The sequence below is a fragment of the Arthrospira sp. PCC 9901 genome (assembly GCF_059013425.1).
In genome coordinates this window covers 171,348-195,574 of record NZ_CP102296.1, presented here as the reverse complement: position 1 = coordinate 195,574, position 24,227 = coordinate 171,348, and the positions used below count along the sequence as shown (strand labels likewise).

At 42.9% G+C, this 24,227-nt stretch carries 24 protein-coding genes and 1 other RNA gene; 11 read left to right on the top strand and 14 right to left on the bottom strand.

All coding sequences use genetic code 11. From position 1 onward, the window contains the following. Positions 1 to 2: 2 nt before the first annotated feature. The 3 genes from NLZ44_RS01040 to NLZ44_RS01030 are packed head-to-tail and all read right to left on the bottom strand — an operon-like array spanning position 3 to position 2,258. Positions 3 to 1,034: a hypothetical protein gene (locus NLZ44_RS01040; protein WP_493751598.1), complete on the bottom strand. Its 1,032-nt coding sequence runs from the start codon at positions 1,032 to 1,034 to the stop codon at positions 3 to 5. A gap of 42 nt (positions 1,035 to 1,076) precedes the next feature. Beyond that, positions 1,077 to 1,427 carry a hypothetical protein gene (locus NLZ44_RS01035; RefSeq protein WP_493751591.1) on the bottom strand — a complete coding sequence of 117 codons (351 nt, stop codon included), beginning with the start codon at positions 1,425 to 1,427 and terminating at the stop codon, positions 1,077 to 1,079. Positions 1,428 to 1,463: 36 nt separating this feature from the next. Further along, positions 1,464 to 2,258 carry a hypothetical protein gene (locus tag NLZ44_RS01030; protein ID WP_493751597.1) on the bottom strand — a complete coding sequence of 265 codons (795 nt, stop codon included), beginning with the start codon at positions 2,256 to 2,258 and terminating at the stop codon, positions 1,464 to 1,466. Between the two features lie 61 nt (positions 2,259 to 2,319). On the opposite strand from NLZ44_RS01030, the gene NLZ44_RS01025 reads away from it, so the two are divergent. The 3 genes from NLZ44_RS01025 to NLZ44_RS01015 all read left to right on the top strand — a co-directional run bounded on the left by NLZ44_RS01025 (position 2,320) and on the right by NLZ44_RS01015 (position 6,477). Next, positions 2,320 to 4,374, top strand: a complete 2,055-nt coding sequence (locus NLZ44_RS01025) for a hypothetical protein (protein WP_493751596.1) — start codon at positions 2,320 to 2,322, stop codon at positions 4,372 to 4,374. A gap of 41 nt (positions 4,375 to 4,415) precedes the next feature. Beyond that, entirely contained in the window at positions 4,416 to 6,071 is a 1,656-nt protein-coding gene (locus tag NLZ44_RS01020; protein WP_493751595.1) for a hypothetical protein, read from the top strand. A 160-nt stretch (positions 6,072 to 6,231) separates the two neighbouring features. Beyond that, a complete protein-coding gene (locus NLZ44_RS01015; RefSeq protein ID WP_493751594.1) occupies positions 6,232 to 6,477 on the top strand; it encodes a hypothetical protein in 246 nt (81 codons plus the stop codon). Positions 6,478 to 6,517: 40 nt separating this feature from the next. On the opposite strand, the gene NLZ44_RS01010 is transcribed toward NLZ44_RS01015, so the two are convergent. Beyond that, positions 6,518 to 8,167 (bottom strand): hypothetical protein, encoded by a 1,650-nt coding sequence (locus NLZ44_RS01010; RefSeq protein WP_493751593.1) that lies wholly within the window; start codon positions 8,165 to 8,167, stop codon positions 6,518 to 6,520. A 61-nt stretch (positions 8,168 to 8,228) separates the two neighbouring features. On the opposite strand from NLZ44_RS01010, the gene NLZ44_RS01005 reads away from it, so the two are divergent. From NLZ44_RS01005 to NLZ44_RS00980, 6 genes are read left to right on the top strand one after another with little or no spacing between them, the layout of a single operon-like run. Next, positions 8,229 to 9,023 carry a hypothetical protein gene (locus tag NLZ44_RS01005; RefSeq protein WP_493751592.1) on the top strand — a complete coding sequence of 265 codons (795 nt, stop codon included), beginning with the start codon at positions 8,229 to 8,231 and terminating at the stop codon, positions 9,021 to 9,023. Between the two features lie 36 nt (positions 9,024 to 9,059). Beyond that, positions 9,060 to 9,410, top strand: coding sequence for a hypothetical protein (locus tag NLZ44_RS01000; protein ID WP_493751591.1), 351 nt, complete (start codon positions 9,060 to 9,062; stop codon positions 9,408 to 9,410). Positions 9,411 to 9,452: 42 nt separating this feature from the next. Continuing rightward, positions 9,453 to 10,088 (top strand): hypothetical protein, encoded by a 636-nt coding sequence (locus tag NLZ44_RS00995; RefSeq protein WP_493753079.1) that lies wholly within the window; start codon positions 9,453 to 9,455, stop codon positions 10,086 to 10,088. After that, positions 10,063 to 10,485 (top strand): hypothetical protein, encoded by a 423-nt coding sequence (locus tag NLZ44_RS00990; RefSeq protein WP_493751590.1) that lies wholly within the window; start codon positions 10,063 to 10,065, stop codon positions 10,483 to 10,485. The genes NLZ44_RS00995 and NLZ44_RS00990 overlap by 26 nt, the downstream gene beginning before the upstream one ends. 4 nt (positions 10,486 to 10,489) lie before the next feature. Continuing rightward, positions 10,490 to 10,846, top strand: coding sequence for a hypothetical protein (locus NLZ44_RS00985; RefSeq protein WP_369299725.1), 357 nt, complete (start codon positions 10,490 to 10,492; stop codon positions 10,844 to 10,846). Then, positions 10,843 to 11,082, top strand: a complete 240-nt coding sequence (locus NLZ44_RS00980; protein WP_493751589.1) for a hypothetical protein — start codon at positions 10,843 to 10,845, stop codon at positions 11,080 to 11,082. Before NLZ44_RS00985 ends, NLZ44_RS00980 begins: the two co-directional genes overlap by 4 nt. Positions 11,083 to 11,268: 186 nt before the next feature. On the opposite strand, the gene NLZ44_RS00975 is transcribed toward NLZ44_RS00980, so the two are convergent. The 8 genes from NLZ44_RS00975 to NLZ44_RS00940 form a co-directional block, all read right to left on the bottom strand. Continuing rightward, positions 11,269 to 11,568, bottom strand: coding sequence for a hypothetical protein (locus NLZ44_RS00975; protein WP_493751588.1), 300 nt, complete (start codon positions 11,566 to 11,568; stop codon positions 11,269 to 11,271). 310 nt (positions 11,569 to 11,878) lie between these two features. Next, positions 11,879 to 12,273, bottom strand: a transfer-messenger RNA (tmRNA) gene (ssrA, locus tag NLZ44_RS00970). A 143-nt stretch (positions 12,274 to 12,416) separates the two neighbouring features. Continuing rightward, entirely contained in the window at positions 12,417 to 13,400 is a 984-nt protein-coding gene (gene mdh / locus NLZ44_RS00965) for a malate dehydrogenase (protein ID WP_493753076.1), read from the bottom strand. A gap of 214 nt (positions 13,401 to 13,614) precedes the next feature. Next, on the bottom strand, positions 13,615 to 13,830 hold the full coding sequence (locus NLZ44_RS00960) for an NAD(P)H-quinone oxidoreductase subunit O (protein ID WP_006625538.1): 216 nt from the start codon (positions 13,828 to 13,830) through the stop codon (positions 13,615 to 13,617). 219 nt (positions 13,831 to 14,049) lie between these two features. After that, a complete protein-coding gene (locus NLZ44_RS00955) occupies positions 14,050 to 14,964 on the bottom strand; it encodes a DNA-formamidopyrimidine glycosylase (protein ID WP_493751587.1) in 915 nt (304 codons plus the stop codon). A 98-nt stretch (positions 14,965 to 15,062) separates the two neighbouring features. Then, positions 15,063 to 15,296 carry a photosystem I reaction center subunit IV gene (locus NLZ44_RS00950; protein ID WP_006625536.1) on the bottom strand — a complete coding sequence of 78 codons (234 nt, stop codon included), beginning with the start codon at positions 15,294 to 15,296 and terminating at the stop codon, positions 15,063 to 15,065. A 168-nt stretch (positions 15,297 to 15,464) separates the two neighbouring features. After that, positions 15,465 to 16,217, bottom strand: coding sequence for an MORN repeat-containing protein (locus NLZ44_RS00945; protein WP_493751586.1), 753 nt, complete (start codon positions 16,215 to 16,217; stop codon positions 15,465 to 15,467). 131 nt (positions 16,218 to 16,348) lie between these two features. Beyond that, positions 16,349 to 17,527, bottom strand: coding sequence for a hypothetical protein (locus NLZ44_RS00940; protein ID WP_493751585.1), 1,179 nt, complete (start codon positions 17,525 to 17,527; stop codon positions 16,349 to 16,351). A 282-nt stretch (positions 17,528 to 17,809) separates the two neighbouring features. On the opposite strand from NLZ44_RS00940, the gene gpmI reads away from it, so the two are divergent. Continuing rightward, on the top strand, positions 17,810 to 19,408 hold the full coding sequence (gene gpmI, locus NLZ44_RS00935) for a 2,3-bisphosphoglycerate-independent phosphoglycerate mutase (RefSeq protein WP_493751584.1): 1,599 nt from the start codon (positions 17,810 to 17,812) through the stop codon (positions 19,406 to 19,408). A gap of 278 nt (positions 19,409 to 19,686) precedes the next feature. On the opposite strand, the gene NLZ44_RS00930 is transcribed toward gpmI, so the two are convergent. Then, positions 19,687 to 21,360 carry an ABC transporter permease gene (locus tag NLZ44_RS00930; protein ID WP_493751583.1) on the bottom strand — a complete coding sequence of 558 codons (1,674 nt, stop codon included), beginning with the start codon at positions 21,358 to 21,360 and terminating at the stop codon, positions 19,687 to 19,689. Between the two features lie 183 nt (positions 21,361 to 21,543). Continuing rightward, positions 21,544 to 22,584, bottom strand: coding sequence for an iron ABC transporter substrate-binding protein (locus tag NLZ44_RS00925; RefSeq protein ID WP_493751582.1), 1,041 nt, complete (start codon positions 22,582 to 22,584; stop codon positions 21,544 to 21,546). A 428-nt stretch (positions 22,585 to 23,012) separates the two neighbouring features. On the opposite strand from NLZ44_RS00925, the gene cruF reads away from it, so the two are divergent. Further along, positions 23,013 to 23,933, top strand: coding sequence for a gamma-carotene 1'-hydroxylase CruF (gene cruF / locus NLZ44_RS00920; RefSeq protein WP_493751581.1), 921 nt, complete (start codon positions 23,013 to 23,015; stop codon positions 23,931 to 23,933). The last annotated feature ends 294 nt before the right edge of the window (positions 23,934 to 24,227 follow it).

Below are 24,227 nucleotides of genomic sequence, written 5' to 3'. Positions count from 1 at the left end.
TATTAAGTTATCCAGTGAGTAGGTCTAATAGTTTGAAGACTAGATTCTGTTATATGGGTTAATCCACTAACGTCTATTGATAGCGGACTCCAGGGAAAATAAATATTGATATCATCCTCACACGATAATAAATCCCAACTTACACCGTTATAACCACTATCTGTAAAGTGAGTTACTAGATATATTTCGTTATTAGATTGAGAAATATAACAGCGTAATCCTGCTACAGACGGGCTAAATGTGTGGGCTTGATGATGTGTAGAGAAATTAATCGACATAGTACCAACGGTTGATATTCTGTAAAACAATAAAATCGGAATAACACCTAAATAACCAAGATTAGCGACAATTATATCGCCTTTTATCCAACCACGAGTGTCGCTAGAATTAACTGTTATTTTACAGGCTTGGTTCCAGTCTGGCATAACTGCAGAAGCATCAAAAAAACCGCCAACATATTTTTTGATTTTAAAATTGCCAACCGGACTACTACTTCTGTCATTAAAAATAATATTTCTTGTGGCGATATCTCCATTAACGTCTAACTCTGTTTGTGGTGTTGTGTTTGCAATTCCTAGGCGGGAATCTCCAGTTAATACCATCATCGTTGTTCCGCCAAGTCCCGAGGCAAACGTGCTGTCATGGTGAATTCCACGCTTAAACCAAGCAAAATGCTGCCCCGTCCTACAATAATATGTACTATTTTGTATACCTATCCCGTACAGGGGACTACCAGCGACAGTAGTCCCCCATAGGGTTATCATTTGCCTCGTGGTACTACCAAAACTAATAGTACCTAAAAATACTTTATTGTCTTGTATTGTTTGGTCTCCGGTCAAATTAACTGTTTCCGACAAGGTAGCGGGTTTGTCTGTAATATTATCCCATGATAAATCAGTTAATTTAATTAAATCAGTGTTTGAGTCAATAACGGCTTGTATCCTTTCATTAGTTAAATAAAGGTTAACTTCACCCTCTGGTAAGTTATCAGTTGATTGCCCAAATCTACTGGAATAAATATTAAAGTTAGTCATAAATTAAGTCCTATTTAATAGGGGGAAATCCCCCCATATCATTTAATCAACAGTTATAAACTCAACTACAGTTACCGAAATATCTGCGACAGATTCACTGATTGCTTGTAGTTCACTAGCGCCAATAGTGAGCATAACAGTATCACCCGGCTTAACGGAAAATGCTGCATCAGCGATAGCGGTTCCCGTTGGGTCTAAAATTAGGTGAACGGGTACAGCAGACCGATTTTTGATAAATACATTACGTCCGTTTGTTGTGGCATTTACTGCTACCAACTCGGCAACCGTATTAGCCGTTAAACTAATAGAAGTTGTAGTAGGTGTGCCCGGTATTTTAGCCGTAATATTGAGAGTGTCTAAATTTAAAACACTACTGTAAACTGAGAAACTCATAATTGATTACCTGGTAAATAATTCCATTATAGTCGGTTAATAAGTGATTGTCTGTTCTAATCCAACAATCTGCGAAACGCTGTCTTCTGTTACCCCATAAATACTAGCGGTAGATTTTAACTCATCATCCCAAGCTGTATTAGGTGGTAGCCATAAGCATTGACCTGGTACACAATTGCTGATGTGTCCGTGACTAAACCAAACCCCAACGTTACCGGCGTTCTGTAGGTGTAAGCGATATCTGTAAGTATTGGCGGCACGGATTAGTGTAGGTGTATTGCCTACCGAAATCCCAAAATTTTCGGGTTGAGTTAGTGATGGTGTTTTCGGTAATGTATCTAGCTGATATTCTGCCATTCCAAAAATATTAATCGAATCATTATTGTGCAATTGATTTAGACATCTAGCCTTTAACACGGAATGTGAATCTATAGCTAATCCCTCTGTTTGATTGGTAATCAATTCGATTAATAAATTTTCGGTATGGATTCCCCCATAATAAGGGAGTTTTACGATACCTAGATTTAACCCGTTTTCTGTGGCTAGGTTCCAATAAAATATCTGTAAGTCTATAGAACCTTGTAACACATCTTTTTTCTTTTCCCATCTTTGGTAATAACTATCTTCTGGGTAAATCTTGGGCACTTGTGACTGATTGATACTAGGGATATAACACCTAGCATTTAAACTAGAAACATAGGCGTAAGCAGTAACATCATAACGAAATCTATCAGTTATCAAACCTTCTAAAATTGCGCCATTAAATAACTCTACAGCGTTATTCCAGTTACTAGCGTTAATTTCCTGGGTGATGTTTTGTAGCCCTCTCATTCTGTTGTGATGTGTATAAATTTTGCTATAATCATAACATAAATAGCAACGGTAAATGTTTATGGCTGGGGTAGGCGCAGCGTCTGGGATAATAGCAAAAAAAGCTGGTAGGTTTGTTGCTAGGCGAGCAGCAATCCGATTAGGCAAAAAAGTTGCTAGGGACGTAGCAAAAAATCAGTTTGATGTTGAAAATTCCTGGGAAGAAAAATTTGAAAATGAATATACCGAAAATTATGAGGATTTAGAAGATGGCAGGAAACGGAAAAATTTTGATGTCAAGATAGAATATAGGGTTGGCTTCGGTGATTTTGGCGATAATAGCCCACATCACGAAGGCGAAGTTAAATTAGGCGTTGGGAAAAATGGCGGTAGGCGACTGGGGGTTTCTTCGAGTAATAGGAGAGGTCCTGGCGGGATGTCGTGGGGATTAGGTGTTAGCTTTGGAAGTAGCATAGATACAGGCGATAAAATAGATGATGAGGAGGGGAGAGATATCGATGATGATATCGATGATGATGTCGATGACGACGATGATGATGATGATGATGATGGTGGCGAATGGATTGTTATAGATGATGAGCCTGACCCAGAAACCGGGAGAGGTAAAAAAGGTAGTAAAGGTTCTGATTCATTACCTGAAAATTGTAACGGTTGTTTAGTTATTTTACAGCATAGTTATTATAAAGTAACCGGTGAATATCCTAGGGAGCCGGAGAAAAATGGTGGATATATTACAATTCGGACGGACAATGTATCACGGGCAGACGGGGTAAATCATTTAATCGTAGAGGAGACTACTAATGATGATATTCGACGCTCACCATCATTCTCGTGGATACCCGGTGCATCTAGCGATGTTCCCGATTATTACTGGGGGGGTATGACATCAGACGATAATTCACATCCTCCTACATACTCTAAGATTTATCCCAGGAGATACGCTGGTGGAATATTTGTAACAAGTCGCCCCAAACAATTATTAGAGACAATAGAAACATGGACGGGTGTCATTCGACCTTACCGAAGATATACCTATATAGACGAGTATGGTATTTTATATAGACCTATTGATGATTACTGGATACAAGTTCCACCATCAGGATCCATTGAAACAACAGAGATAAGCCATTACCGCAAAAATCATAGGTGGGAAGGGGAAGTGTACAGTATTGTTAATATAGTACGAAGGTGGGGGTGGGAATGGAAATGGTTTAGTAATGAATGTGGAGATATTCAGTGGTATTTTCCTAAAACTAAAAAAAGAAAAATCAAAAGAAGAAAAATTTGGATACCAGACATGAATGAAGAATGTTGCGGAATGATTAGACGGATTTATGAGTTTTTGGACCCTGAATCCTTCCCTGCCGAAATGCCAGAAAAAATAACAGTTAATGCGGATAATCCAGACAACAGAATCAAGCGAATAAATACATTGCCAGAGTGGCTGATGTACAGATTTGATATTGATGATGAGAGATGGGGTGAGTTTGAGGTTAAGGTGGAAATTGATGATGTAAACTTAATGACAAAAGAAGAGGAGAAAGCCGAAATCAAGTTACCTAATCTAGCCGAGTCAATTGCTGAGATATTTGGGATAGTAATGGAAATTGCTATTAGCCATCAGGTTACACAAAACGCTGTTTTAACAGCATTACACGAAGCAGGCTTAGCTCACGCGGCGGCGTTTAAAGCAGGTAGGGAAGTGTCGGAGATAATTGACTATTTAGGCTTTGCTACTGAAGAAAAATATGAGACGCTTAAAACAGCATTTACCCCCGAGGCGGAATCTTTTGAGGAGCTGTTAGAACCTAACGAAAGCAAAGTTAAGATTACAAATCAAAAGGATGCTAAGGAAACACTGCAAACAACATTAAACCAGATTAAAGAAATATTTGCTATTGTACGCGCCCAAGGTACTTTACAGGTTAACAGTAATGACCCAGCAAAGGATATATTAGCCGATTTAACGCGGTTATATGATTCAATGAAAAAACAAGACGATATCAGGGAACAGGAAACAAACAAAGTACAGGAATTATTAAAAAAAGACTTTCCTGATATCAAGATAGAAACTGAATTGATTGATGGTGATAATCCGTTAAGAGGGACTTTGTAATGGTAGCCAGAAGTGCAAGAATGTTGAGAAGCACCCGCAGTTTGTCTAGTCGGCAAACCCGGAGTGGTATTGGTAGAAATGGCGTTAGGCAGGTTAATCTATCCCGTAGAACGTCTACCCAGGAGATGGGATGGTTTGGTAAATTTTGGGCGAAAGTTACCGGTAAGGTCGCCGAATGGGGCAAAAGTTTTGGGGGTTGGTTATGGGAGGGATTCACTAAGTTTCTATCCGCATTTAGTTTTGAGAAGGTAGCGCAATTTATTACATCTAGTTGGGATTCTTTCTGGAATTTTAACTGGAATATCTCTGATTCGGATATCGATAAAAATATCCTTAACATCAAAAGACAATTTATAAGCACCACTGCAGGTTTTTTAGGCAATATGGCTGGCAAGTTAGTCTGCGGAGTGTTACCGGTAGCCGGTCTCGCTTTTATCAATAAAGCTGCAGCTATGCACGTCGCTTTAAGCAAAGGTCCTGAGATGTTGATGGAGGTATCTACAGCGTTTGGCTCATACTTAAAACAATCGTTTAATATGACTATGAAAGCAATAGCATGGTCACTATTTAAACACGGCAGGAGAGCCATAAAATTATTTTTAGACAAAAGTCCGTCAGTAGCCGCTAACGCTATCGTGGAAATGGTTCCTGGTGGTAAGTCAACAATTGAAAAGTGGGGTAACGAGAAAGGTGAAGAGTGGAGTTTTGGAAAACAAAGGAGAGAGGCTAGGGAAAAATTGCCAGAAGAATATGACGGCAATATAAACACTATTTGGAATCAAGATAGTTCTGAAGAATTCTGGGATGAATTTAGCGATAGTTGCAAAGAATCTATCATCTTAGTTGCTCAAGGTTTAGATGAGTATATTGCACTGCAAAGAATAGAGGAAAATAGACAGCAACAATTAGTTAACGCCGTGGTAGAGAATGGTGGTGAGAGATTCAGAATCGTATCATCTTTAAGGAATTTACAGGAAAATATTGCAAACACATTAGCCCAAACTGAAATACTAGGAAATAGAGATATAGGTCAATTTATGGGGTCAGGCGATTTCCAGGAAGTTAGCACATCAGCTAACCTTAAAATACAGTTAACCTTTATTTTATACAACTACGAAAAGCCACCATATTGGACTAAAGATAGACGGTCAAAATTACAAAAAACTCAAATAGAATTACCATCAGTTGATAGGCATAAAATCACTTGGGATAGATTACAAAAGATATTTACCCAACCCAGTAAATCAGCATTTACTAAAGGCAATATTAAAGTTACCTGTACTATGAGTAATGGCAGAAAATTCTCATTTTTTGTCAATGAATCAAGTAAAAATGAAGCTGAAGCTTTGTGTAAAGAATTGGTTGATTTAACTAACGCTAAAATAGTTTATCCTATTACGTTTGAGGAGAGGAAAGGTTTTGGCGGTAGGGAAAATGTGAAAAGAATTAAAGAAAGTAGAATGTATATCAGTGAAGTGAAAATACTTAACTGGGAGTTAATCGATAAATTTGAACAAGCGAAAATTGATTTAGGTGAAGGTAGCGTATTAGCAATGTATCAGGACCCCAGAAAAGCAAAAGCCAAAATACCCCTACACTTTGAGAAAAAACCAACCTGGGTTGACGATGCTATCAGGAAAGCTACCAGAACGTCATTAGAACTGAAAACAGGAAACAAACCCCCAACATCAACCTAATTATCGGACTTTCGCTGTAATGTTGGCATTGGTAACGTGCTGTTTGTATTTGACTTAAAAGAAGCTACATATATGTAGCATTTCACTCATTAAACACAAGCCACCCAATCAGCGAATATACTGCTATAGTCTAAATATCGAATTGAGTAAAAATAAAACTATGGCTGCACCTAAAACGCTAAATGCTACCACGATGGAAAATCAACTACTAGAACTGGTTGAACAAACCCAACGTATGCAATCTCTCGCAGCAAACAATCCTAATGGCGCAACCGTTATTACGAGTTACACCCGCAATATGGCTACAGGTCTTATCAGTGTCTCCATGTCAATCCCTAGCGATGATGTTTTAGACCCTGTAGATGGTTCTATTGACGTATCAGCAGCCGAGCTGTTTGTTGATTAATAGATATTGGGTAGGTGTTAATATCATCACTCTACCTACCCTAGTTTAGATAATTTAGAAAAAAGGAAACTAATATTATGCCTTTAGACGCTGCATATGCCGCCGCATGAGCTAAACCCGCCTCGTTTAATGCTGTTAAAACAGCGTTTTGTGTAACCTGATGGCTAATAGCAATTTCCATTACTATCCCAAATATCTCAGCAATTGACTCGGCTAGATTAGGTAACTTGATTTCGGCTTTCTCCTCTTCTTTTGTCATTAAGTTTACATCATCAATTTCCACCTTAACCTCAAACTCACCCCATCTCTCATCATCAATGTCAAACCTGTACATCAGCCACTCTGGCAATGTATTTATTTGTTTAATTCTGTTTTCTGGATTATCTGCATTAACTGTTATTTTTTCTGGCATTTCAGCCGGAAAGGATTCAGGGTCCAAAAACTCATAAATCCTTCTAATCATTCCGCAACATTCATCTTTCATATCTGGTATCCAAATTTTTCTTTTTTTAGTTTTAGGAAAATACCACTGAATATCTCCACACTCATTACTAAACCATTTCCATTCCCACCCCCACCTATGTACTATATTAACAATACTGTACACTTCCCCTTCCCACCTATGATTTTTGCCGTAATGATTTATCTGTGTTGTTTCTATAGATGCTGATGGTGGTATGAATATCCAGTAAGTATCATTGGGTCTATGTAAAATACCGTGCTCATCTATTTCGGTATATCTTCGATTAGGTCGAATTATACCTTTCCAGGTTTCTATTGTCTCTAGTAATTGTTTGGGTCGGCCTGTTACAAATATTGCGCGAGCGTTTCTTCTAGGGAAAATCCTATCATATGAGGGAGGGTGTGAATTATCGTCTGATGTCATGCCCATAAAGGTAATAAAAGGAACATCGCTAGACGCACCGGGTACCCATGAGAATGGTTCTGAATATCGAATATCATCATTAGTAGTGTGCTTTACAATTAAATAATCTGCCCCGTCTGCTCGTGATACATCTTCCGTCCGAATTGTAATATATCCACCATTTTTCTCCGGCTCCCTAGGATATTCACCGGTTACTTTATAATAACTATGCTGTAAAACAACTAAACAACCGTTACAATTTTCAGGTAATAAATCAGAACCTTTACTACCTTTTTTGCCTCTCCCGGTTTCTGGGTCAGGCTCATCATCTATAACAATCCATTTGCCACCATCATCATCATCATCGTCGTCGTCGTCGATATCATCGTCGATATCTCTTCCCTCTTCATCGTCTATTTTATCACCCGTATCTATGCTACTTCCAAAGCTAACACCTAATCCCCACGACATCCCGCCAGGACCTCTTCTATTACTTGAAGAAACCCCCAGCCGCCTACCGCCATTTTTCCCAACGCCTAACTTAACTTCGCCTTCGTGATGTGGGCTATTATCGCCAAAATCACCAAAGCCAACCCTATATTCTATCTTGACATCAAAATTTTTCCGTTTCCTACCATCTTCTAAATCCTCATAATTTTCGGTATATTCATTTTCAAATTTTTCTTCCCAGGAATTTTCAACATCAAACTGATTTTTTGCTACATCCCTAGCAATTTTTCTGCCTAATCGGACTGCTGCCCGCCTAGCAACAAACCTACCAGCTTTTTTTGCTATTATCCCAGACGCTGCGCCTACCCCAGCCATAAGCATTTACCGTTGCTATTTATGTTATGATTATACCAAAATCTATACACATCGCAACAGAATGAGAGGGCTACAAAACATCACGCAGGAAATTAACGCTAGTAACTGGAATAACGCTGTAGAGTTATTTAATGGCGCAATTTTAGAAGGTTTGATAACTGATAGATTTCGTTACTATATTACTGCTTACGCCTATGTTTCTAGTTTAAATGCTAGGTGTTATATCCCTAGTATCAATCAGTCACAAGTGCCCAAGATTTACCCAGAAGATAGTTATTACCAAAGATGGGAAAAGAAAAAAGACGTATTACAAGGTTCTATAGACTTACAGATATTTTATTGGAACCTAGCCACAGAAAACGGGTTAAATCTAGGTATCGTAAAACTCCCTTATTATGGGGGAATCCATACCGAAAATTTATTAATCGAATTGATTACCAATCAGACAGAAGGGTTAGCTATAGATTCACATTCCGTGTTAAAAGCTAGATGTCTGAATCAATTACATAATAATGATTCGGTTAATATTTTTGGAATGGCAGAATATCAACTAGATACATTACCGAAAACACCATCACTAACCCAACCCGAAAATTTTGGGATTTCAGTAGGCAATACACCCACCCTAATCCGTGCTGCTAATACTTACAGATATCGCTTACACCTACAGAACGCAGGTAGTGTTGGGGTCTGGTTTAGTCACGGACACATCAGCAATTGTGTACCAGGTCAATGCTTATGGCTACCACCTAATACAGCTTGGGATGATGAGTTAAAATCTACCGCTAGTATTTATGGGGTAACAGAAGACAGCGTTTCGCAGATTGTTGGATTAGAACAGACAATCACTTATTAACCGACTATAATGGAATTATTTACCAGGTAATCAATTATGAGTTTCTCAGTTTACAGTAGTGTTTTAAATTTAGACACTCTCAATATTACGGCTAAAATACCGGGCACACCTACTACAACTTCTATTAGTTTAACGGCTAATACGGTTGCCGAGTTGGTAGCAGTAAATGCCACAACAAACGGACGTAATGTATTTATCAAAAATCGGTCTGCTGTACCCGTTCACCTAATTTTAGACCCAACGGGAACCGCTATCGCTGATGCAGCATTTTCCGTTAAGCCGGGTGATACTGTTATGCTCACTATTGGCGCTAGTGAACTACAAGCAATCAGTGAATCTGTCGCAGATATTTCGGTAACTGTAGTTGAGTTTATAACTGTTGATTAAATGATATGGGGGGATTTCCCCCTATTAAATAGGACTTAATTTATGACTAACTTTAATATTTATTCCAGTAGATTTGGGCAATCAACTGATAACTTACCAGAGGGTGAAGTTAACCTTTATTTAACTAATGAAAGGATACAAGCCGTTATTGACTCAAACACTGATTTAATTAAATTAACTGATTTATCATGGGATAATATTACAGACAAACCCGCTACCTTGTCGGAAACAGTTAATTTGACCGGAGACCAAACAATACAAGACAATAAAGTATTTTTAGGTACTATTAGTTTTGGTAGTACCACGAGGCAAATGATAACCCTATGGGGGACTACTGTCGCTGGTAGTCCCCTGTACGGGATAGGTATACAAAATAGTACATATTATTGTAGGACGGGGCAGCATTTTGCTTGGTTTAAGCGTGGAATTCACCATGACAGCACGTTTGCCTCGGGACTTGGCGGAACAACGATGATGGTATTAACTGGAGATTCCCGCCTAGGAATTGCAAACACAACACCACAAACAGAGTTAGACGTTAATGGAGATATCGCCACAAGAAATATTATTTTTAATGACAGAAGTAGTAGTCCGGTTGGCAATTTTAAAATCAAAAAATATGTTGGCGGTTTTTTTGATGCTTCTCGCAGTTATGCCAGACTGGAACCAAGCCTGTAAAATAACAGTTAATTCTAGCGACACTCGTGGTTGGATAAAAGGCGATATAATTGTCGCTAATCTTGGTTATTTAGGTGTTATTCCGATTTTATTGTTTTACAGAATATCAACCGTTGGTACTATGTCGATTAATTTCTCTACACATCATCAAGCCCACACATTTAGCCCGTCTGTAGCAGGATTACGCTGTTATATTTCTCAATCTAATAACGAAATATATCTAGTAACTCACTTTACAGATAGTGGTTATAACGGTGTAAGTTGGGATTTATTATCGTGTGAGGATGATATCAATATTTATTTTCCCTGGAGTCCGCTATCAATAGACGTTAGTGGATTAACCCATATAACAGAATCTAGTCTTCAAACTATTAGACCTACTCACTGGATAACTTAATAATATGCCTAACAACTACGATATATCAGAGAATAAATGGTTTTTGACTTACAACCAATATTTTATCAATGAGGATGATACCCCACACGGGAGTAAGCGATTACCAGATATATCGGGCAGTAAATTTGTTAGAATATTATTTGATGCTGACCAGGTTTCCACTTATTGGAAAATGGCGGGTTGGTTAAAATTTTACGCATATAATGACGTTAAACAAAATATGATGGTTAAGCGTGAGATTGTCTGGCTTAATGAATATCAAATAATTGAATCACCCCCATATAGTAACTTTTATGCGGTATTTGACCCGTTAGAACGGATAAAATGGTTCACTCTTTATTTTTGGATATTAACACAATGAATATAATAATTGCTGAATTAGCTTTATTGATAACTATAATTATATTTTCGACTTATGCGATACTTAGGGAAGATAAGATTATTGAGTCAAAACTTGACTATAACAGCGAGGTGTTGCGTATTTTACTTGATTTTATTAAAGGCTCTTTTGACAAAATCATCTGTAAATCAAGTAACAATCACCCAAACCCTAACCGTAAAGATACCCCGAATGCTGATGATTGGCGCAAGCCCTAGTAGCCTACCTAGCACCTAACCCATAACCCAATATCCTAAAATGGCCCCCTATGGTTTCTGACTGTAGGGGTGTCTGCATATTTTTAGGTTTTCGTTACGATAATTCGCTACGAAAGCGAGAGTATATGAATACTCACCCTATCATGTCCACATAACACCCCTAACTAAATTACCTACAATAGACGGCTAAGATTTTTGGGTAAGGTGATTATGTTGGTATCGGTTCACATCTCGATAGTCTCCGCCAGTAGTAAAGATGTTTAGGGGTGTCGGGTTAGTTCCGGCAGGAGATGATTCAGGTTTTGCGATCGCACTCCCAAGAATCTCCCCAGTAACAATCATGGCTTGACCCCATAGACAATCACTACAGCGATCGCACATAGTTTCCCCTATAGGTCTAGTCCACGGAAAGGCGGTCTGATATCTTTGTACATTGATAGCTTGGGGAATTATCTTCTGCTGTTGTCGTGGTTGATTTTGAAACATATCCTCCCCCCAACCGGAACAAACACTCTTTGGGGAAACGACCGACGTGATAGCAGTCAATGGTGAGGTACGAACCGATAGGCTTGCCATTGACGGGTATCACAAGGGAGTTAACCTATCGGTGTCTGGTTGGGGGGAGGTATGGATATTTGACAGATTGACTAAGTTGTGCTTGTTGACTGAGTAATCATCCTGTTGACAGAATTATTATCCTGTGCTAGGAATGGATTGTGAGTAATATTTGAGTAATTGGGTGTAGCTATCGTATCGAGTAATGTCGCGCGATAGCTACTAGACTAGGGTTTACTGAAAATGGAGCATATGGGAATCGAACCCATGTCCAAAACGACTATTTACGCCCTGCTCGTTCACAGACATAGCCCCTCTAATCCTTAGGGCGGGAACCGTCACTTATCCCTGACGGTAGGATTCTCTAGTAGAGTCTTTTTCAGTTAAGCTACCAGAGAACGCTTAACCGAAGCATCCGTTGGGGTTTAACCCACAGTCCTTAACGGAGTCAAACCGTGAGTGCTCGAACCTATAGGAGGTATTCGTTATTAAGCAACAGCGGCTTTAACGCGAGCGAAAGGTACGACGTTGTTCGCACTTACATTTTTTTTGAACCTTTGATTTTCGAGAGGAGGCTCACTCTCGGCCTGAATCACAAGGTCGGTTTGATCGTCCTGTCGAAACCAGTAATGCCCCGTGTATACAAATAATGATAGATGATAAATCCCAGACTGTCAAGGGCTTTGGTGAAACTGTCTGTGGTCCGCAAGAGTTAAGGAAGGGGAGGGGTTTTGTCGGGGCGGGTACGTCATGGCACTACTAAGACCCGCCCCCGGCGGCTAAACAGCAGCAGTGGCCGCTAAAACCGCATCGGCTTTTTCAATACCTTCGCGAACCGATTGAGCGCAACTGTTGAGTGCTTCGCGTTCATTGTCTGTGAGGTTTAATTCCAGAACGCCCTCTACGCCTCGACATCCCAACCAACAGGGAACCCCTAGGAAAATATCCTTCATGCCATATTCTCCCTTGAGATAGGCAGAAGTTGGCAATAGACGACGACGGTTGAGTAAAATAGATTCTACCATAGTCCGCACGGAGGAAGCGGGAGCATAATAAGCGCCGCCAGTTTTCAGAAGTCCGACTATTTCCGCCCCCCCATTACGAGTGCGAGCAATGAGACGATTAATGGTTTCAGCATCCATTAACTCTGTAATGGGAATGCCATTAACTGTAGAATAACGGGGAAGGGGAACCATTAAATCGCCATGGCTTCCCATAACGGTTGCATTAACATCAGCAACGGAAACGTTTAATTCTGTGGCGATAAAGGCTTGGAAGCGAGCTGAGTCTAACACTCCTGCCATTCCCATAATCCTAAAAGGTTCGATTTGGCTGACCTGCCAAGCTATATAAGTCATTACATCCAAAGGATTGGTAACTATGATAATGACTGCATTAGGGGAACTGGCGATCGCATTAGTAACAGCACGAGCGACAATAGGGGCATTAGTTTCGATTAAATCATTACGATTCATGCCCGGAGTCCTAGGGCGACCGGCTGTAATTACGACAATATCTGATCCGGCAGTATCTGCATAATCATTAGTTCCGAGAATTTTGCGATCGTGACCTTCCACTGATCCAGCTTGCATCAAGTCCAGGGCGACCCCTTGGGGTAAACCCTCCACCACATCAAGTAATACGACATGGGCGACATTACTCTCTGCTATGCGCTGGGCTAGAGTCCCACCTACCTTACCTGCCCCAATTATGGAAACCTGGGTAGGGTGACATGAAGGAGGAAAAAACATACTAGAAGCCATCTGCATATACCAATTATATTTTTATTAACGGTGTCCTCTGCAAGATGGGAAGTAAAGGCGGGTTAAGCAGGGGTAGCCCTAATTTGAAGCCACCCCACCACCCGTAGGATTATGGGAATCATACCCTACCCTGCGGGTGTTAGTACCCTAGCCTAGTTATGTACGGATATTAGGGTTAACTGCGTAGTCCGATCGCGCATCGAGTCGCACATGGCTATTTAGCCGGTTCCAATTGATCAATCCGCAACCATATAGCTGGTGTAGGGACTCGACCAAATTTGACAAAGGCATAATCTCCCTTGGTTTCCATGACTTCCCCTTTAGTTTCAAACAAATAGGGAGGTAAGCGGGAGTCGCTGGCGGTCACTTCTAGGCTATTTTCTAATTTTTCCCGAACGGCGTGAACAAAATCTCCGCGTTTAATAGTCATAGCGAGTAGGATAGCAAATGATAAATGAATCTATCCCAAATTTTAAGGGCTTGTGAGTTAATTTGATGTCAAGGATTCTGCGATCGTGGGCGAATCTGTACAGACAAGGCATTCATTGCCTCTACTGATTCTGGCTTCCCATCCTGAGCACTGCAAATTATATTTTACCGTTACTGATGGTAGACGTAGCTTTATGAACATCTATCTTAACAATCGAGATCAGGAGAGATCAGAATCGAGTTGAGGTTGACACCTAGGGCAGAAATGGGTGCCGCGTCCCGATAGTTTAATTTTAGCGATGGGGGTTTGACAAACTCGACAAGGTTTCCCGCCGCGTTGATAAACCCAGGCGTGGCTACCGTAGTTCCCGTTAACGCCTTGGACGTTGAGGAAATTACGAATAGTTGTGCCACCGGAAGCGATCGCCTCTTGCAAAACCTCGACAATGTGGGTACACAGGCGATTAACTTGGTCTTCACTGAGACGACAACTAGGAGTTGTGGGTTGAATTCCCGCTAAAAATAATGCCTCGTCCGCGTAAATATTACCCAAACCAGCCAATATAGCTTGGTCTAGTAAAGCCGTTTTAATCGGTCTTTGGCGGAGTCGGAGTTTGGTGGCTAAATACTCAGGGGAGAATTCATCGCTAAGGGGTTCTGGTCCCAATTCCCGTAAACCAGAAATCACATCCATCACCGCCATACCAGGGGGAACCCACCAGATTTTACCAAAAGTCCTCTGGTCAACAAATCTCAATTCTCGTTCCCCCTGCAAAAACAATCTCACCCTGGTATGTTTGTGTAAAGGTTGATCAGAAGTCAGCCACAAAAGTTGTCCGGTCATCCGCAAATGCACACCCAGCCAGCCCCCGTCGCTTGTCTTAGTCTCGATTGGGTCTTTTGATGTGAAAATAGGATTTGATGGCTGTGATGGCGCTTGTAGTTGCGCTAAAAGATATTTTCCCCGCCTATACCAATGGTTGATGGTAGTGTTGGTAAGTTGGGCTATAAATTCCACAGCAGTGGGGTGAGCGATCGCACTATCTAACAGGACATCCGCACCCACTATAGGCTGATTGAGGGTCATCTGATTTAGACCCTTTCTAACGGTTTCAACTTCAGGTAACTCTGGCACAGCAAAACAAGCAGATATAAAGTGACTGCGATTAAAACATTAACAGGCGGCAGGCACTCTATGGCACTGCCGCCAGGGGGATTAGCCGAGAGCCTAGTTTACTTCTTAGCTGCTTTAGCTGGTGCTTCTACTTCCACCAACTCAGCTTCAGCAAAGTTGTTAGTGTTAACGCCGCCATCAACACCGCAGTAGGCGTTGTAGTTGACCTTATCAAAACGAACAATCACAGGATAGCGAATCCCGCTTTTATCCACGGAAACAACTGTTCCCACTTCTTGGAACCAATAGGACTCTTTACGAAGAATGCGAACTTTAGAACCACGTTGAACCATTGGTTTATTTTCCTCTATGTCTAAAATGCGTTAATCTTCAGCCTACTACTGGATCAGCCATCTTATTCACTTCACTTTTTTAAGTTTTATTGCTAACCTACCCACAGGACTGGGGCTTCCGTGAGGGAGATTTCCCCAAAACTGCTGATTTGTGGTGACTTCGACCGTTCACTCTTGCCGTCTACCATCGCGGAAAGTACCGGGGAAACGTTGTCCGGCGGTGTTAATGAGAACACCTTGGCCGTGGGGGATACCGCCGCGCAGTTCCCCTTCATAGCGAAAACCGTTAGGGAAGGTACAATTCCCGCTTCCGTCGAGGGCCTGATTAAAAAATTCTCCTTGGCAGGTAGTCCCATCTGTGCGGGTTAAGGTTCCCTGTCCAAAGGGTCCCCCGGCAAAAAATCTTCCCTCAAAGCGATCGTCATTGCTATAAACAAACTGTCCGCTACCGTGGGGTTGGCTGCTGGTGTTACCGCTACCCACTTCCGTGACCAGTTGAAACTCACCAATATAGCGATCGCCATTGGCAAAAATCACCGTTCCGTTGGTAATCTGGCCATCTCTAAACACTCCCACTACACGGGAATCATCAGCAAAGATAAACACACCTTGACCATTAGGGAGACCATTGCGAAATTCTCCCTCAAAGCGATCGCGGTTAGCATAGACAAAGATACCGCGTCCTTCTGGGCGACCGTTGACAAAACTACCCGTAAAATTATCTCCCCCTTCGTAGTTGCACGTCACCTGACCAGTAGGTAGTTGTCCTTCACAGATGGGGGGGCGACCGCCTTCTGTTTGGGCATTAGCTGGCAGTGCAACTAACAAAGCCACAGAGCCACCAAGCGCCATTCTGCTGACCAGAGACTGCGTGAACCGTCCTAGGGTAACAAAGCCAAATTTTTCAACTAAATTCAACATAATACTCAACCCATGACATTGATAATTTCTGGGTTATCAAACCCAAGGGAGTTTTAGATCAACGACTGACCTCAACCACCGGGGATATAGATCCAAGCCAGGCAGAGTAGTCGCCTAAAACCCCCAATTAGTTAGGACTGATTACGAACAAAATTGTTGATAGTTTGTGGCATTACAATCGTGTTAGCCTCATCCCCAAAGGGTCCGCTAACCTCACCTACCATTCTAGCAACTTCAATGCCGTTCTGCTCAAAGATGACAATCGGAACGCCGTCTCCGCTCAACTTCACCCGCTTGATTAGAACTTCTCCCCCTGCTATGCGCTGACCAACACTCACATAACGACTCGTGGGTTCATTAGGAGCCTTAAGAATAATTCTCGTATCATCTCCCGTTCTCAGCACTCCGGTTACCTCTATTCCACGAGCTAAATCAGTCGAAGGGGGTGGTGGCGGCGCGGCTGGGGCGACGGGTGGAGGAGCATTAGGGTCAACCCATGCGGGTGGTCTGGAAGTGAGGGGGAGTTGAGGCAGATCTGGCACTCCAGCTACAGCTAGATCTGGTAATTCTGCTACTGGTTCAGCCAGTCCGGGTCGTCCGTTGGCTACTCCTGGCTGTCCGGTGGGAGTTCCGGGTCGTCCGTTGGCTACTCCTGGCTGTCCGGTGGGAGTTCCGGGTCGTCCGTTGGCTACTCCTGGCTGTCCGGTGGGGGTTCCGGGTCGTCCGTTGGCTACCCCTGGCTGTGCGGTGGGGGTTCCGGGTCGTCCGTTGGCTACCCCTGGCTGTCCGTTAGCTACCCCTGGCTGTGCGGTGGGGGCTCCTGGTTGTCCTGGTACCGTAGTAACAGCAACAGGAGTTCTCCATTGGGGTGGTTGCATAGCCACCGGAAGACTGGGTAGGTCCGGCACTTGTCTAGTGGGTAAGGCGATCGATTCACTGTCTGCTTGCACGTCTGGGGGTCTATCTGCAATAACCGGTGGAACCGGTCCAAAGGGGTCAAGTTGTTGACCAGGAATCGGAATAGTTGCCGGTGCAGCAGGTACTCCATTTCTGCCGGGCAGAAGCTGTCTCAATCGTTCCTCTGATTTGGTAGACTGAATCAAACCTGCTTCTGGCGGAGGAGTTTCAGTAACTAGAGGATCTTCAAATGGTGTTTCTGCTGTAGTTTCCTCTTCCGATGGGTCAACTGGGGTTGTTTCTTCTGTGGGAGTTGGAGTCAATGTAATTTCCTCCTCCGGTGGCTCCGAAGCACAACCCCCTAGCCAGAGTGATAAAACCCCCGCTATAATCACAAATAGAACTTTACGCATTGCCTATCCCCAATGATGCTCTAAATTTGACGCTCTCATGTCAAGGGTAGCTTGAAACGAACCACAATCATCATTTCTAGCTGCCATCTGTTTAAAATTATCGGCTGGTTGGTAATAACCCCAGGTTAACAAATTTACGAGGGTTTTTGGGACTTAAAGGGCGGGTAGTGTCAAACCTATATTAGCTTGCTGTTGCCTTTTCACCTAGCAAAGAGTTAACAGTTTCGTCAAGGGGTGATATCATGTCGATGGAATTCACTCGTCGCTAAAAGGTAAGTTGGCATGGCATCAGTGTCTGTATCTCCCGTTGTACTCATCATATTAGACGGTTGGGGCTATCGTGAACAAACGGACGGAAATGCCATTGCTGTTGGCAATACCCCTGTAATGGATAGCCTTTGGACTGCTTATCCTCGAACATTAATTCAGGCTTCTGGTAAGGCTGTCGGCTTGCCGGAGGGTCAGATGGGCAACTCAGAAGTTGGTCACTTGAATTTAGGCGCGGGACGAGTGGTTCCCCAAGAGTTGGTGAGGATTTCTGATGCAGTTGAGGATGGCAGTATTCAGAATAATCCGGCTTTGGGTAAGGTTTGTGAGGAAGTTCGTCAGGGACAGAGTAAGTTACATTTAATCGGTTTATGCTCTGATGGGGGTGTGCATTCCCATGTTGACCATATACTGGGATTGCTGGATATGGCTAAGGCTAAGGGGTTGTCTAATGTCTGTATTCATGCCATTACTGATGGCCGTGATACTAACCCTAATGATGGAATTAAGGTTCTCCAACAAATTCAAGACTACACTGAAAAAATCGGGGTGGGCCATATCGCGACTATTAGCGGCCGTTACTATGCTATGGATCGCGATAATCGATGGGAAAGGGTAAAGAAAGCCTATTCGATTATGACTACCGATGGACCACAGAGCGATCGCACTATAGCTGAGATCATGAGGGAATCCTACGGAGAGGGTATCACCGATGAGTTCATTAACCCCATGAGAGTAGCGCCAGGGGCGATCGAACCTGGAGATGGGGTGATTTTCTTTAATTTCCGACCAGATCGCGCTAGACAGCTTACGCAAGCCTTGGTTATGGAGGATTTTGATGGGTTTGAACGGGAACTGATCCAACCCCTGAGTTTTGCGACTTTTACCCAGTATGACCCCAACTATCCCGTCGATGTCGCTTTTGAACCCCAAGGACTCGATAATATCTTAGGACAAGTAATTGCTGATCATGGCTTGAAACAACTGCGGACCGCCGAAACCGAAAAATATGCCCATGTCACTTATTTCTTTAATGGTGGTTTGGAACATCCTTTTGAGGGAGAAGATCGAGAACTCATTCCCAGTCCCGCCGTGGCTACCTATGACCAAAAACCCGAAATGTCTGCCGAGGAAGTCACAGAAGTGGCTCTTGAGGGTATCGCTAAAGGGATTTATTCTCTGATTGTGATCAATTATGCTAACCCCGATATGGTCGGTCACACGGGGATAATGGATGCTGCGGTTAAGGCTATTGAAACGGTCGATCGCTGTTTGGGAGAATTGTTAGCAGGTATCTCTAAAGCCGGGGGAACAGCCATTATTATTGCTGATCATGGTAATGCTGAATATATGTCCGATGAACAGGGTAATCCCTGGACTGCTCACACTACTAACCCAGTTCCTTTTATTCTGGTTGAAGGGGAAGTCCGTAAAATTCCTGGTCATGGGACTGATGTACCTTTGAGAAGTGATGGCTGTTTGGCGGATATAGCTCCGACTATTTTGGAAATACTCCAGTTACCACAACCGCCAGAAATGACCGGAACTTCCATGATTGTTAAATCTGAGTTATCCCTGACAGAAAATCGTAGTCCGGTCAGGGTTAGACTTTGACCGGAAATTGGTTAAGGGAGCCGGGATAATTAATAATTAATTTTCCTGTTCCCGGTTGGGCTTAATTTCTCAAAAGATTGACAAGGGGTGGCAGATGGTGTTATGTTAGAGACTAACTTATAATTGTAATTTTGACGCAAAAAATAAAATTGTCAATATTACGATTATCTAAAATAATAACACAAGTAACCCTCCTAAAGCAACCCCCCAGCGGAAGGAATTTTTTTTAACATTTCTTAACTTTTCTTTACAAAAGTTAACATAATCATCAGATGGTCCTAGTCTTCTGACTGGGTAAGGCTAGGCTGGGCGTTTTTGATGCGACGTTCTTGGGAGAGAATAATCAGTGTAGCTAAGGTTGACACGAACAACATCATGAGAGCAGCAACTGAGGCTTGGGTAAAGGCGACACTTTCTGCTGTGGCTTGCCAAATTTGGGTGGCTAAAGTACGAAAGCCAATGGGAGAGAGTAACAGAGTGGCTGGTAATTCCTTAATGGAGGTGAGGAAGATTAACATAGCGCCACTAATCACGCCAGGACGAACGAGTGGTAAGGTGACATGGCGTAGAGTTTCCCAGGGTGTGCGTCCCAAAATACGGGCAGATTCTTCTAGGTTTGGGGATACTTGAAGTAGTGAGCCGCGCAATGTTCCGACGGCTTGAGGAATGAATAAGACTAGATAAGCAAACAGCAACATGGGTAGTTGTTGATAAAGCCAGGGTACATAATTGGCTCCAAAGAAGACGAGGGAGAGTGATACGACAATTCCCGGCATTCCAAAACCGATGTAGGATGTGCGCTCTAAGATGGCTGTGAGGCGACTAGGAAAGCGGACGGCGAGAATGGCGATGGGGAGTGCAAACAGGGTGGAAATGATGGCAGCTAGACCTGAGCTATAGATGGAGTTGTAGGCGGCGGGTAACATCATGGTAATCAATTCTATGGGGTTTTGACCTACTCGCAGACCACGCCCTAACCAGAAGAATAAAACTCCGAGGGGCATTACTAGGGAAAATAGTGTAATCAGGATACAAAAACCGAGGGCTAACCAAGTCCAGCGACCTAGGGGAATCAAGGGTTGTTGATGTTGACTAGCTGAACCTCTACTATAATAGGCGGCTCGCGATCGCGCTCGATATTCTAGCAATAAAATCAACCCGACTAAGGCGATTAATACTAGGGATAAGGCGGCGGCCATACTACGGTCAAAACTGGAGCGATATTGTAAAAAAATGACGTAGGTAAAGGACTCAAACCGCATGAGTGCGGGAGTGCCAAAGTCTTGGAGCGCATAGAGTGAGACAAGTAGAGACCCGGCGGCGATCGCTGGCCGCAGTTGTGGTAAGGTGACTCGCCAGAAGGTTTGATAGGGAGTATATCCGAGAACCCGTGAGACTTCTTCCATGGCTGGGTCCATACCTTGTAAACTCGATCGCACTGTGAGCAATAAGTAAGGGTAGGAAAATAGTGTGGTGGCGATAATTACTCCAGACCAGCCATAAATAGAGGGTAGCCGCTGGACTCCCAAGGGTTCGAGGAGAATTTGGATCATACTGCCACGGGGTCCGGCGAAGGCTAATAGAGCAAAACTGCCCACATAGGTGGGGATAGCTAGGGGTAATGTTGTGACTACTGACCAAAAACGCCGCCCGGGTAAATTGGTGCGTACTATTAGAAATGCTAGGGGAATGGCAATCAAAGCAGATAGGAATGTGACAGATAAGGCCATACCTATACTGTTGAAAAATACCTGAATGGTGCGGGGTCGGGATATAAGGGCGATGAAGGGGACTAATCCAATGCCCATGGCCCTAATTACTAGGTAAACCAGGGGTAATGCCATGCCTAAAGCGACTATGGCAGCCATGATGACTAAAAAAATGGGAGGATGCGATCGCTTGGTGGAGAAATAGCTATTTAAGGATAATGTTTTCTTTAGGTTAATAGTCATTTAATGAAGGGATAATAGGAAAAATTAGGGGGATATTATAAACGGAAGTACCTGAATAAGTCAGGCAAAAATCAGAAGCAATTATACCATAAATGGTAATAAACGTCTGTTTAAGGAGCAAGTTTTCTGAACAAATCAGGAAGAGGTCTAGTGCTTCCTGATTGATAGGATGGGGTTCCCTGGTTATAAAACTCCCGCTGCTCGCAGCAACTCTAGTGTTCCTTCCAAGTCTTCTAAGTTACTGAGATCGATATCTGGGGGATTAATCTGATCAATAGGAATCTGTCCATTTGGTGGTTCTATTCCATCAATTAAGGGATATTCACTATTCCCTTGGGCGAAGTGTTGCTGTGCTTCTGGAGTAAGCAGAAACTCGATAAAGACTTCTGCTACTTCGGGTTGGTCTGTGCTATCGATAATAGCGACTCCGGCTATATTGATCATGGAACCTACATCACCGGTGGCATAGTGATAGGATACGGGGAAATTGGGATCTTCGGCTATAAAGCGGAACAAGTAATAGTTATTTGTCAATCCCAGGGCTACTTCACCGCGCCCCAAGCCTTCGACAAGGGTTGTATTATTGCGATAGACCTGGGGGTTATTGGCTTGCATAGCTTCTACCCATTCTCTAGCGCGTTCTTCGCCTTCATGCTTTCGGAGAGCAGTAACAAAGGATTGGAAGGAGCCGTTAGTTGGAGCCCAGCCAATGCGTCCTGACCATTCGGGTTGTGTAAGTTCCCATAAGGAGTTAGGAACTTGATCGCTGCTGAGTAGATCTGTATTGTAGTTAAATACGCGCGCGCGTCCGGTAATACCAATCCATTGTCCTTCTCGAGAGCGGAACCTAGGGTCTACTTGATTGAGTAAGGTTTCTGGAATGGGACGGGTGCGCCCTTCTCTTTGCAGGGCGCCTAAAGCTCCTGCATCTTGAGCAAAATAAATATCGGCTGGGGAATTTTGACCTTCTTCTAAGATGGTGGCGGCTAATTCGGCTGTATCCCCATAACGGACATTGACTTGAATGCCAGTTTCAGCTTGAAATCGCTCAAACATTGGACCAATTAGGTCTTCTCCGCGACCAGAATAAACGACTAAGGTTGCACCTGTTGTAGCATTGGTGGCGGTTGTATCGGTGGTTGGTTGTTGTTGACCACAAGCGATGGAGATGGCGCTGGTGGCTATTGCTAACCCAATTAAAGAGATAACTTTTCTTCGTTTCATGTGATTTTCCCAAGTTTCAAGGTGAGCTGATATTCATAATATTTCTCAATTGCTGAGATATGAATAGCCCTAGTAATCGATTTTTGCAACCGCAGGCAGGGTATGATCTGGATATTGGTGCAATGGTTGGTTGATAGTCTGTTATAACCAGGATACAACCTGGGACTTTCCTAGATATGGGCTACCATTCTGACTTTAGTCCCACCAGCTAATTCAAAATTATTATAGATTAGTCTGGACTTTAATAAGAATAGTTGTCAATGGGCTGTCTGTCAATATGGCAGATATAGGATTTTGGTTTAGGGTGAGGCTAGGGATATAGTTAGACAGGGGGGTCGCGTTTAACAGCAAATGAGTCTATTGTTGTATAAAGATTTATAAAGTTTTCGGAAACGCGGTCTGCGTTTCATATCTGTTTGAGGAGTCCCATGAAGCAACTTCTGATGCAAGAGCGATTTTTTTTGACCATCCATATCCTGTCCACTCTGTTTGGTCTAGCGGGACTGCTAATAGTTCTACCTAATCCAGAACTAATTATTAACCTACCCCCCATAGGACAAAGTTTCTTTCAACTGAGTATGGCAGGGGGAGGAGTAGCTTATATTGTGTTTGGAGCGATCGCAGTTAGCTTATACGCCTATCGCACCCTAGGGCTGGTTACAACCCTAGGATTTATGGTGCCATCTATTGTCCTATCGCTGAGTAGTGAACTCCTGGGGACTAGCACAGGTTTTCCTTTCGGTCATTACCAATATCTAAACGGTTTAGGCTATAAAATCGGGGATCTAGTTCCGTTTACGATTCCCCTATCCTGGTTTTATATGGGTTTAACCTGCTACCTACTAGCGAGGGGTGGCTTAAAAGTAACGCTGGCTTCGAGTTGGGTGCGTCATGTAGCAGCTTTAGCGGTGGCCGCGATTTTATTAACGGCTTGGGATTTAGTCCTAGACCCGGCTATGAGTCAAGCACCTTTTCCGTTTTGGCAATTCCAAGAGGTAGGGGAATTTTTCGGAATGCCCTATCGTAATCTTACGGGATGGATGGGGACGGGTTTGCTGTTTATGACGGTGGCCGCGGTTTTATGGAGAGGTAGGCCGATTGTTTTATCTCGACCTCTGTTGACTCTACCTTTACTGGTGTATTTGACTAACTTTGGCTTTGGCGCAGTAATTACGGTGGTGGCTTTAGATCCTAAGTTTCTACTACCGACTCTATTAAGTGTATTATTTGGTGTGGTTCCGGCGATCGCCTTATGGTGGACTGCACTCGAACCAGATATGCCTACGTTAGAACCCAATTCTAACTCGCCGGAGGTGGCTGATTCTCCGATGAATGCGATCGCCAAATAAGATGATGATTGTGGTCGGTGGCATTCCCCTGGAGGTGAATTTGATTTTATCCCCAAAATTTAGGATTAACCCCCGACCCATTTGGTGATTTACCCCTAAATATCCCCTAAATGGCTCTATCCTTTATTAGACAATGGTTAGAGCCATTTACAATGGTGGTTAGTGGGCATTATTGAATAATTAGTCAAGTTTATGGGCGCAGTAAACCGATAAAACCATAATAGGCGATCGGGTAGATTTGTCAACGCCCTAAATTAATCAAGAACAGATGGGGGGCGGAGCAATGAATTAATA

What these genes read in the sequence shown, in the direction of transcription:
- NLZ44_RS00995 (WP_493753079.1), top strand. Translation starts at nt 9,453, where the DNA reads ATGACTAACTTTAATATTTATTCCAGTAGATTTGGGCAATCAACTGAT.
- NLZ44_RS00990 (WP_493751590.1), top strand. Translation starts at nt 10,063, where the DNA reads ATGCCAGACTGGAACCAAGCCTGTAAAATAACAGTTAATTCTAGCGAC.
- NLZ44_RS01025 (WP_493751596.1), top strand. Translation starts at nt 2,320, where the DNA reads ATGGCTGGGGTAGGCGCAGCGTCTGGGATAATAGCAAAAAAAGCTGGT.
- NLZ44_RS00960 (WP_006625538.1), bottom strand. Translation starts at nt 13,830, where the DNA reads ATGACTATTAAACGCGGAGATTTTGTTCACGCCGTTCGGGAAAAATTA.
- NLZ44_RS01015 (WP_493751594.1), top strand. Translation starts at nt 6,232, where the DNA reads ATGGCTGCACCTAAAACGCTAAATGCTACCACGATGGAAAATCAACTA.
- NLZ44_RS00980 (WP_493751589.1), top strand. Translation starts at nt 10,843, where the DNA reads ATGAATATAATAATTGCTGAATTAGCTTTATTGATAACTATAATTATA.
- cruF (WP_493751581.1), top strand. Translation starts at nt 23,013, where the DNA reads ATGAAGCAACTTCTGATGCAAGAGCGATTTTTTTTGACCATCCATATC.
- NLZ44_RS01035 (WP_493751591.1), bottom strand. Translation starts at nt 1,427, where the DNA reads ATGAGTTTCTCAGTTTACAGTAGTGTTTTAAATTTAGACACTCTCAAT.
- NLZ44_RS01010 (WP_493751593.1), bottom strand. Translation starts at nt 8,167, where the DNA reads ATGGCTGGGGTAGGCGCAGCGTCTGGGATAATAGCAAAAAAAGCTGGT.
- NLZ44_RS01040 (WP_493751598.1), bottom strand. Translation starts at nt 1,034, where the DNA reads ATGACTAACTTTAATATTTATTCCAGTAGATTTGGGCAATCAACTGAT.
- NLZ44_RS01000 (WP_493751591.1), top strand. Translation starts at nt 9,060, where the DNA reads ATGAGTTTCTCAGTTTACAGTAGTGTTTTAAATTTAGACACTCTCAAT.
- gpmI (WP_493751584.1), top strand. Translation starts at nt 17,810, where the DNA reads ATGGCATCAGTGTCTGTATCTCCCGTTGTACTCATCATATTAGACGGT.
- NLZ44_RS01030 (WP_493751597.1), bottom strand. Translation starts at nt 2,258, where the DNA reads ATGAGAGGGCTACAAAACATCACCCAGGAAATTAACGCTAGTAACTGG.
- NLZ44_RS00940 (WP_493751585.1), bottom strand. Translation starts at nt 17,527, where the DNA reads ATGCGTAAAGTTCTATTTGTGATTATAGCGGGGGTTTTATCACTCTGG.
- NLZ44_RS00945 (WP_493751586.1), bottom strand. Translation starts at nt 16,217, where the DNA reads ATGTTGAATTTAGTTGAAAAATTTGGCTTTGTTACCCTAGGACGGTTC.
- NLZ44_RS00930 (WP_493751583.1), bottom strand. Translation starts at nt 21,360, where the DNA reads ATGACTATTAACCTAAAGAAAACATTATCCTTAAATAGCTATTTCTCC.
- mdh (WP_493753076.1), bottom strand. Translation starts at nt 13,400, where the DNA reads ATGGCTTCTAGTATGTTTTTTCCTCCTTCATGTCACCCTACCCAGGTT.
- NLZ44_RS00975 (WP_493751588.1), bottom strand. Translation starts at nt 11,568, where the DNA reads ATGTTTCAAAATCAACCACGACAACAGCAGAAGATAATTCCCCAAGCT.
- NLZ44_RS01005 (WP_493751592.1), top strand. Translation starts at nt 8,229, where the DNA reads ATGAGAGGGCTACAAAACATCACGCAGGAAATTAACGCTAGTAACTGG.
- NLZ44_RS00985 (WP_369299725.1), top strand. Translation starts at nt 10,490, where the DNA reads ATGCCTAACAACTACGATATATCAGAGAATAAATGGTTTTTGACTTAC.
- NLZ44_RS00925 (WP_493751582.1), bottom strand. Translation starts at nt 22,584, where the DNA reads ATGAAACGAAGAAAAGTTATCTCTTTAATTGGGTTAGCAATAGCCACC.
- NLZ44_RS00950 (WP_006625536.1), bottom strand. Translation starts at nt 15,296, where the DNA reads ATGGTTCAACGTGGTTCTAAAGTTCGCATTCTTCGTAAAGAGTCCTAT.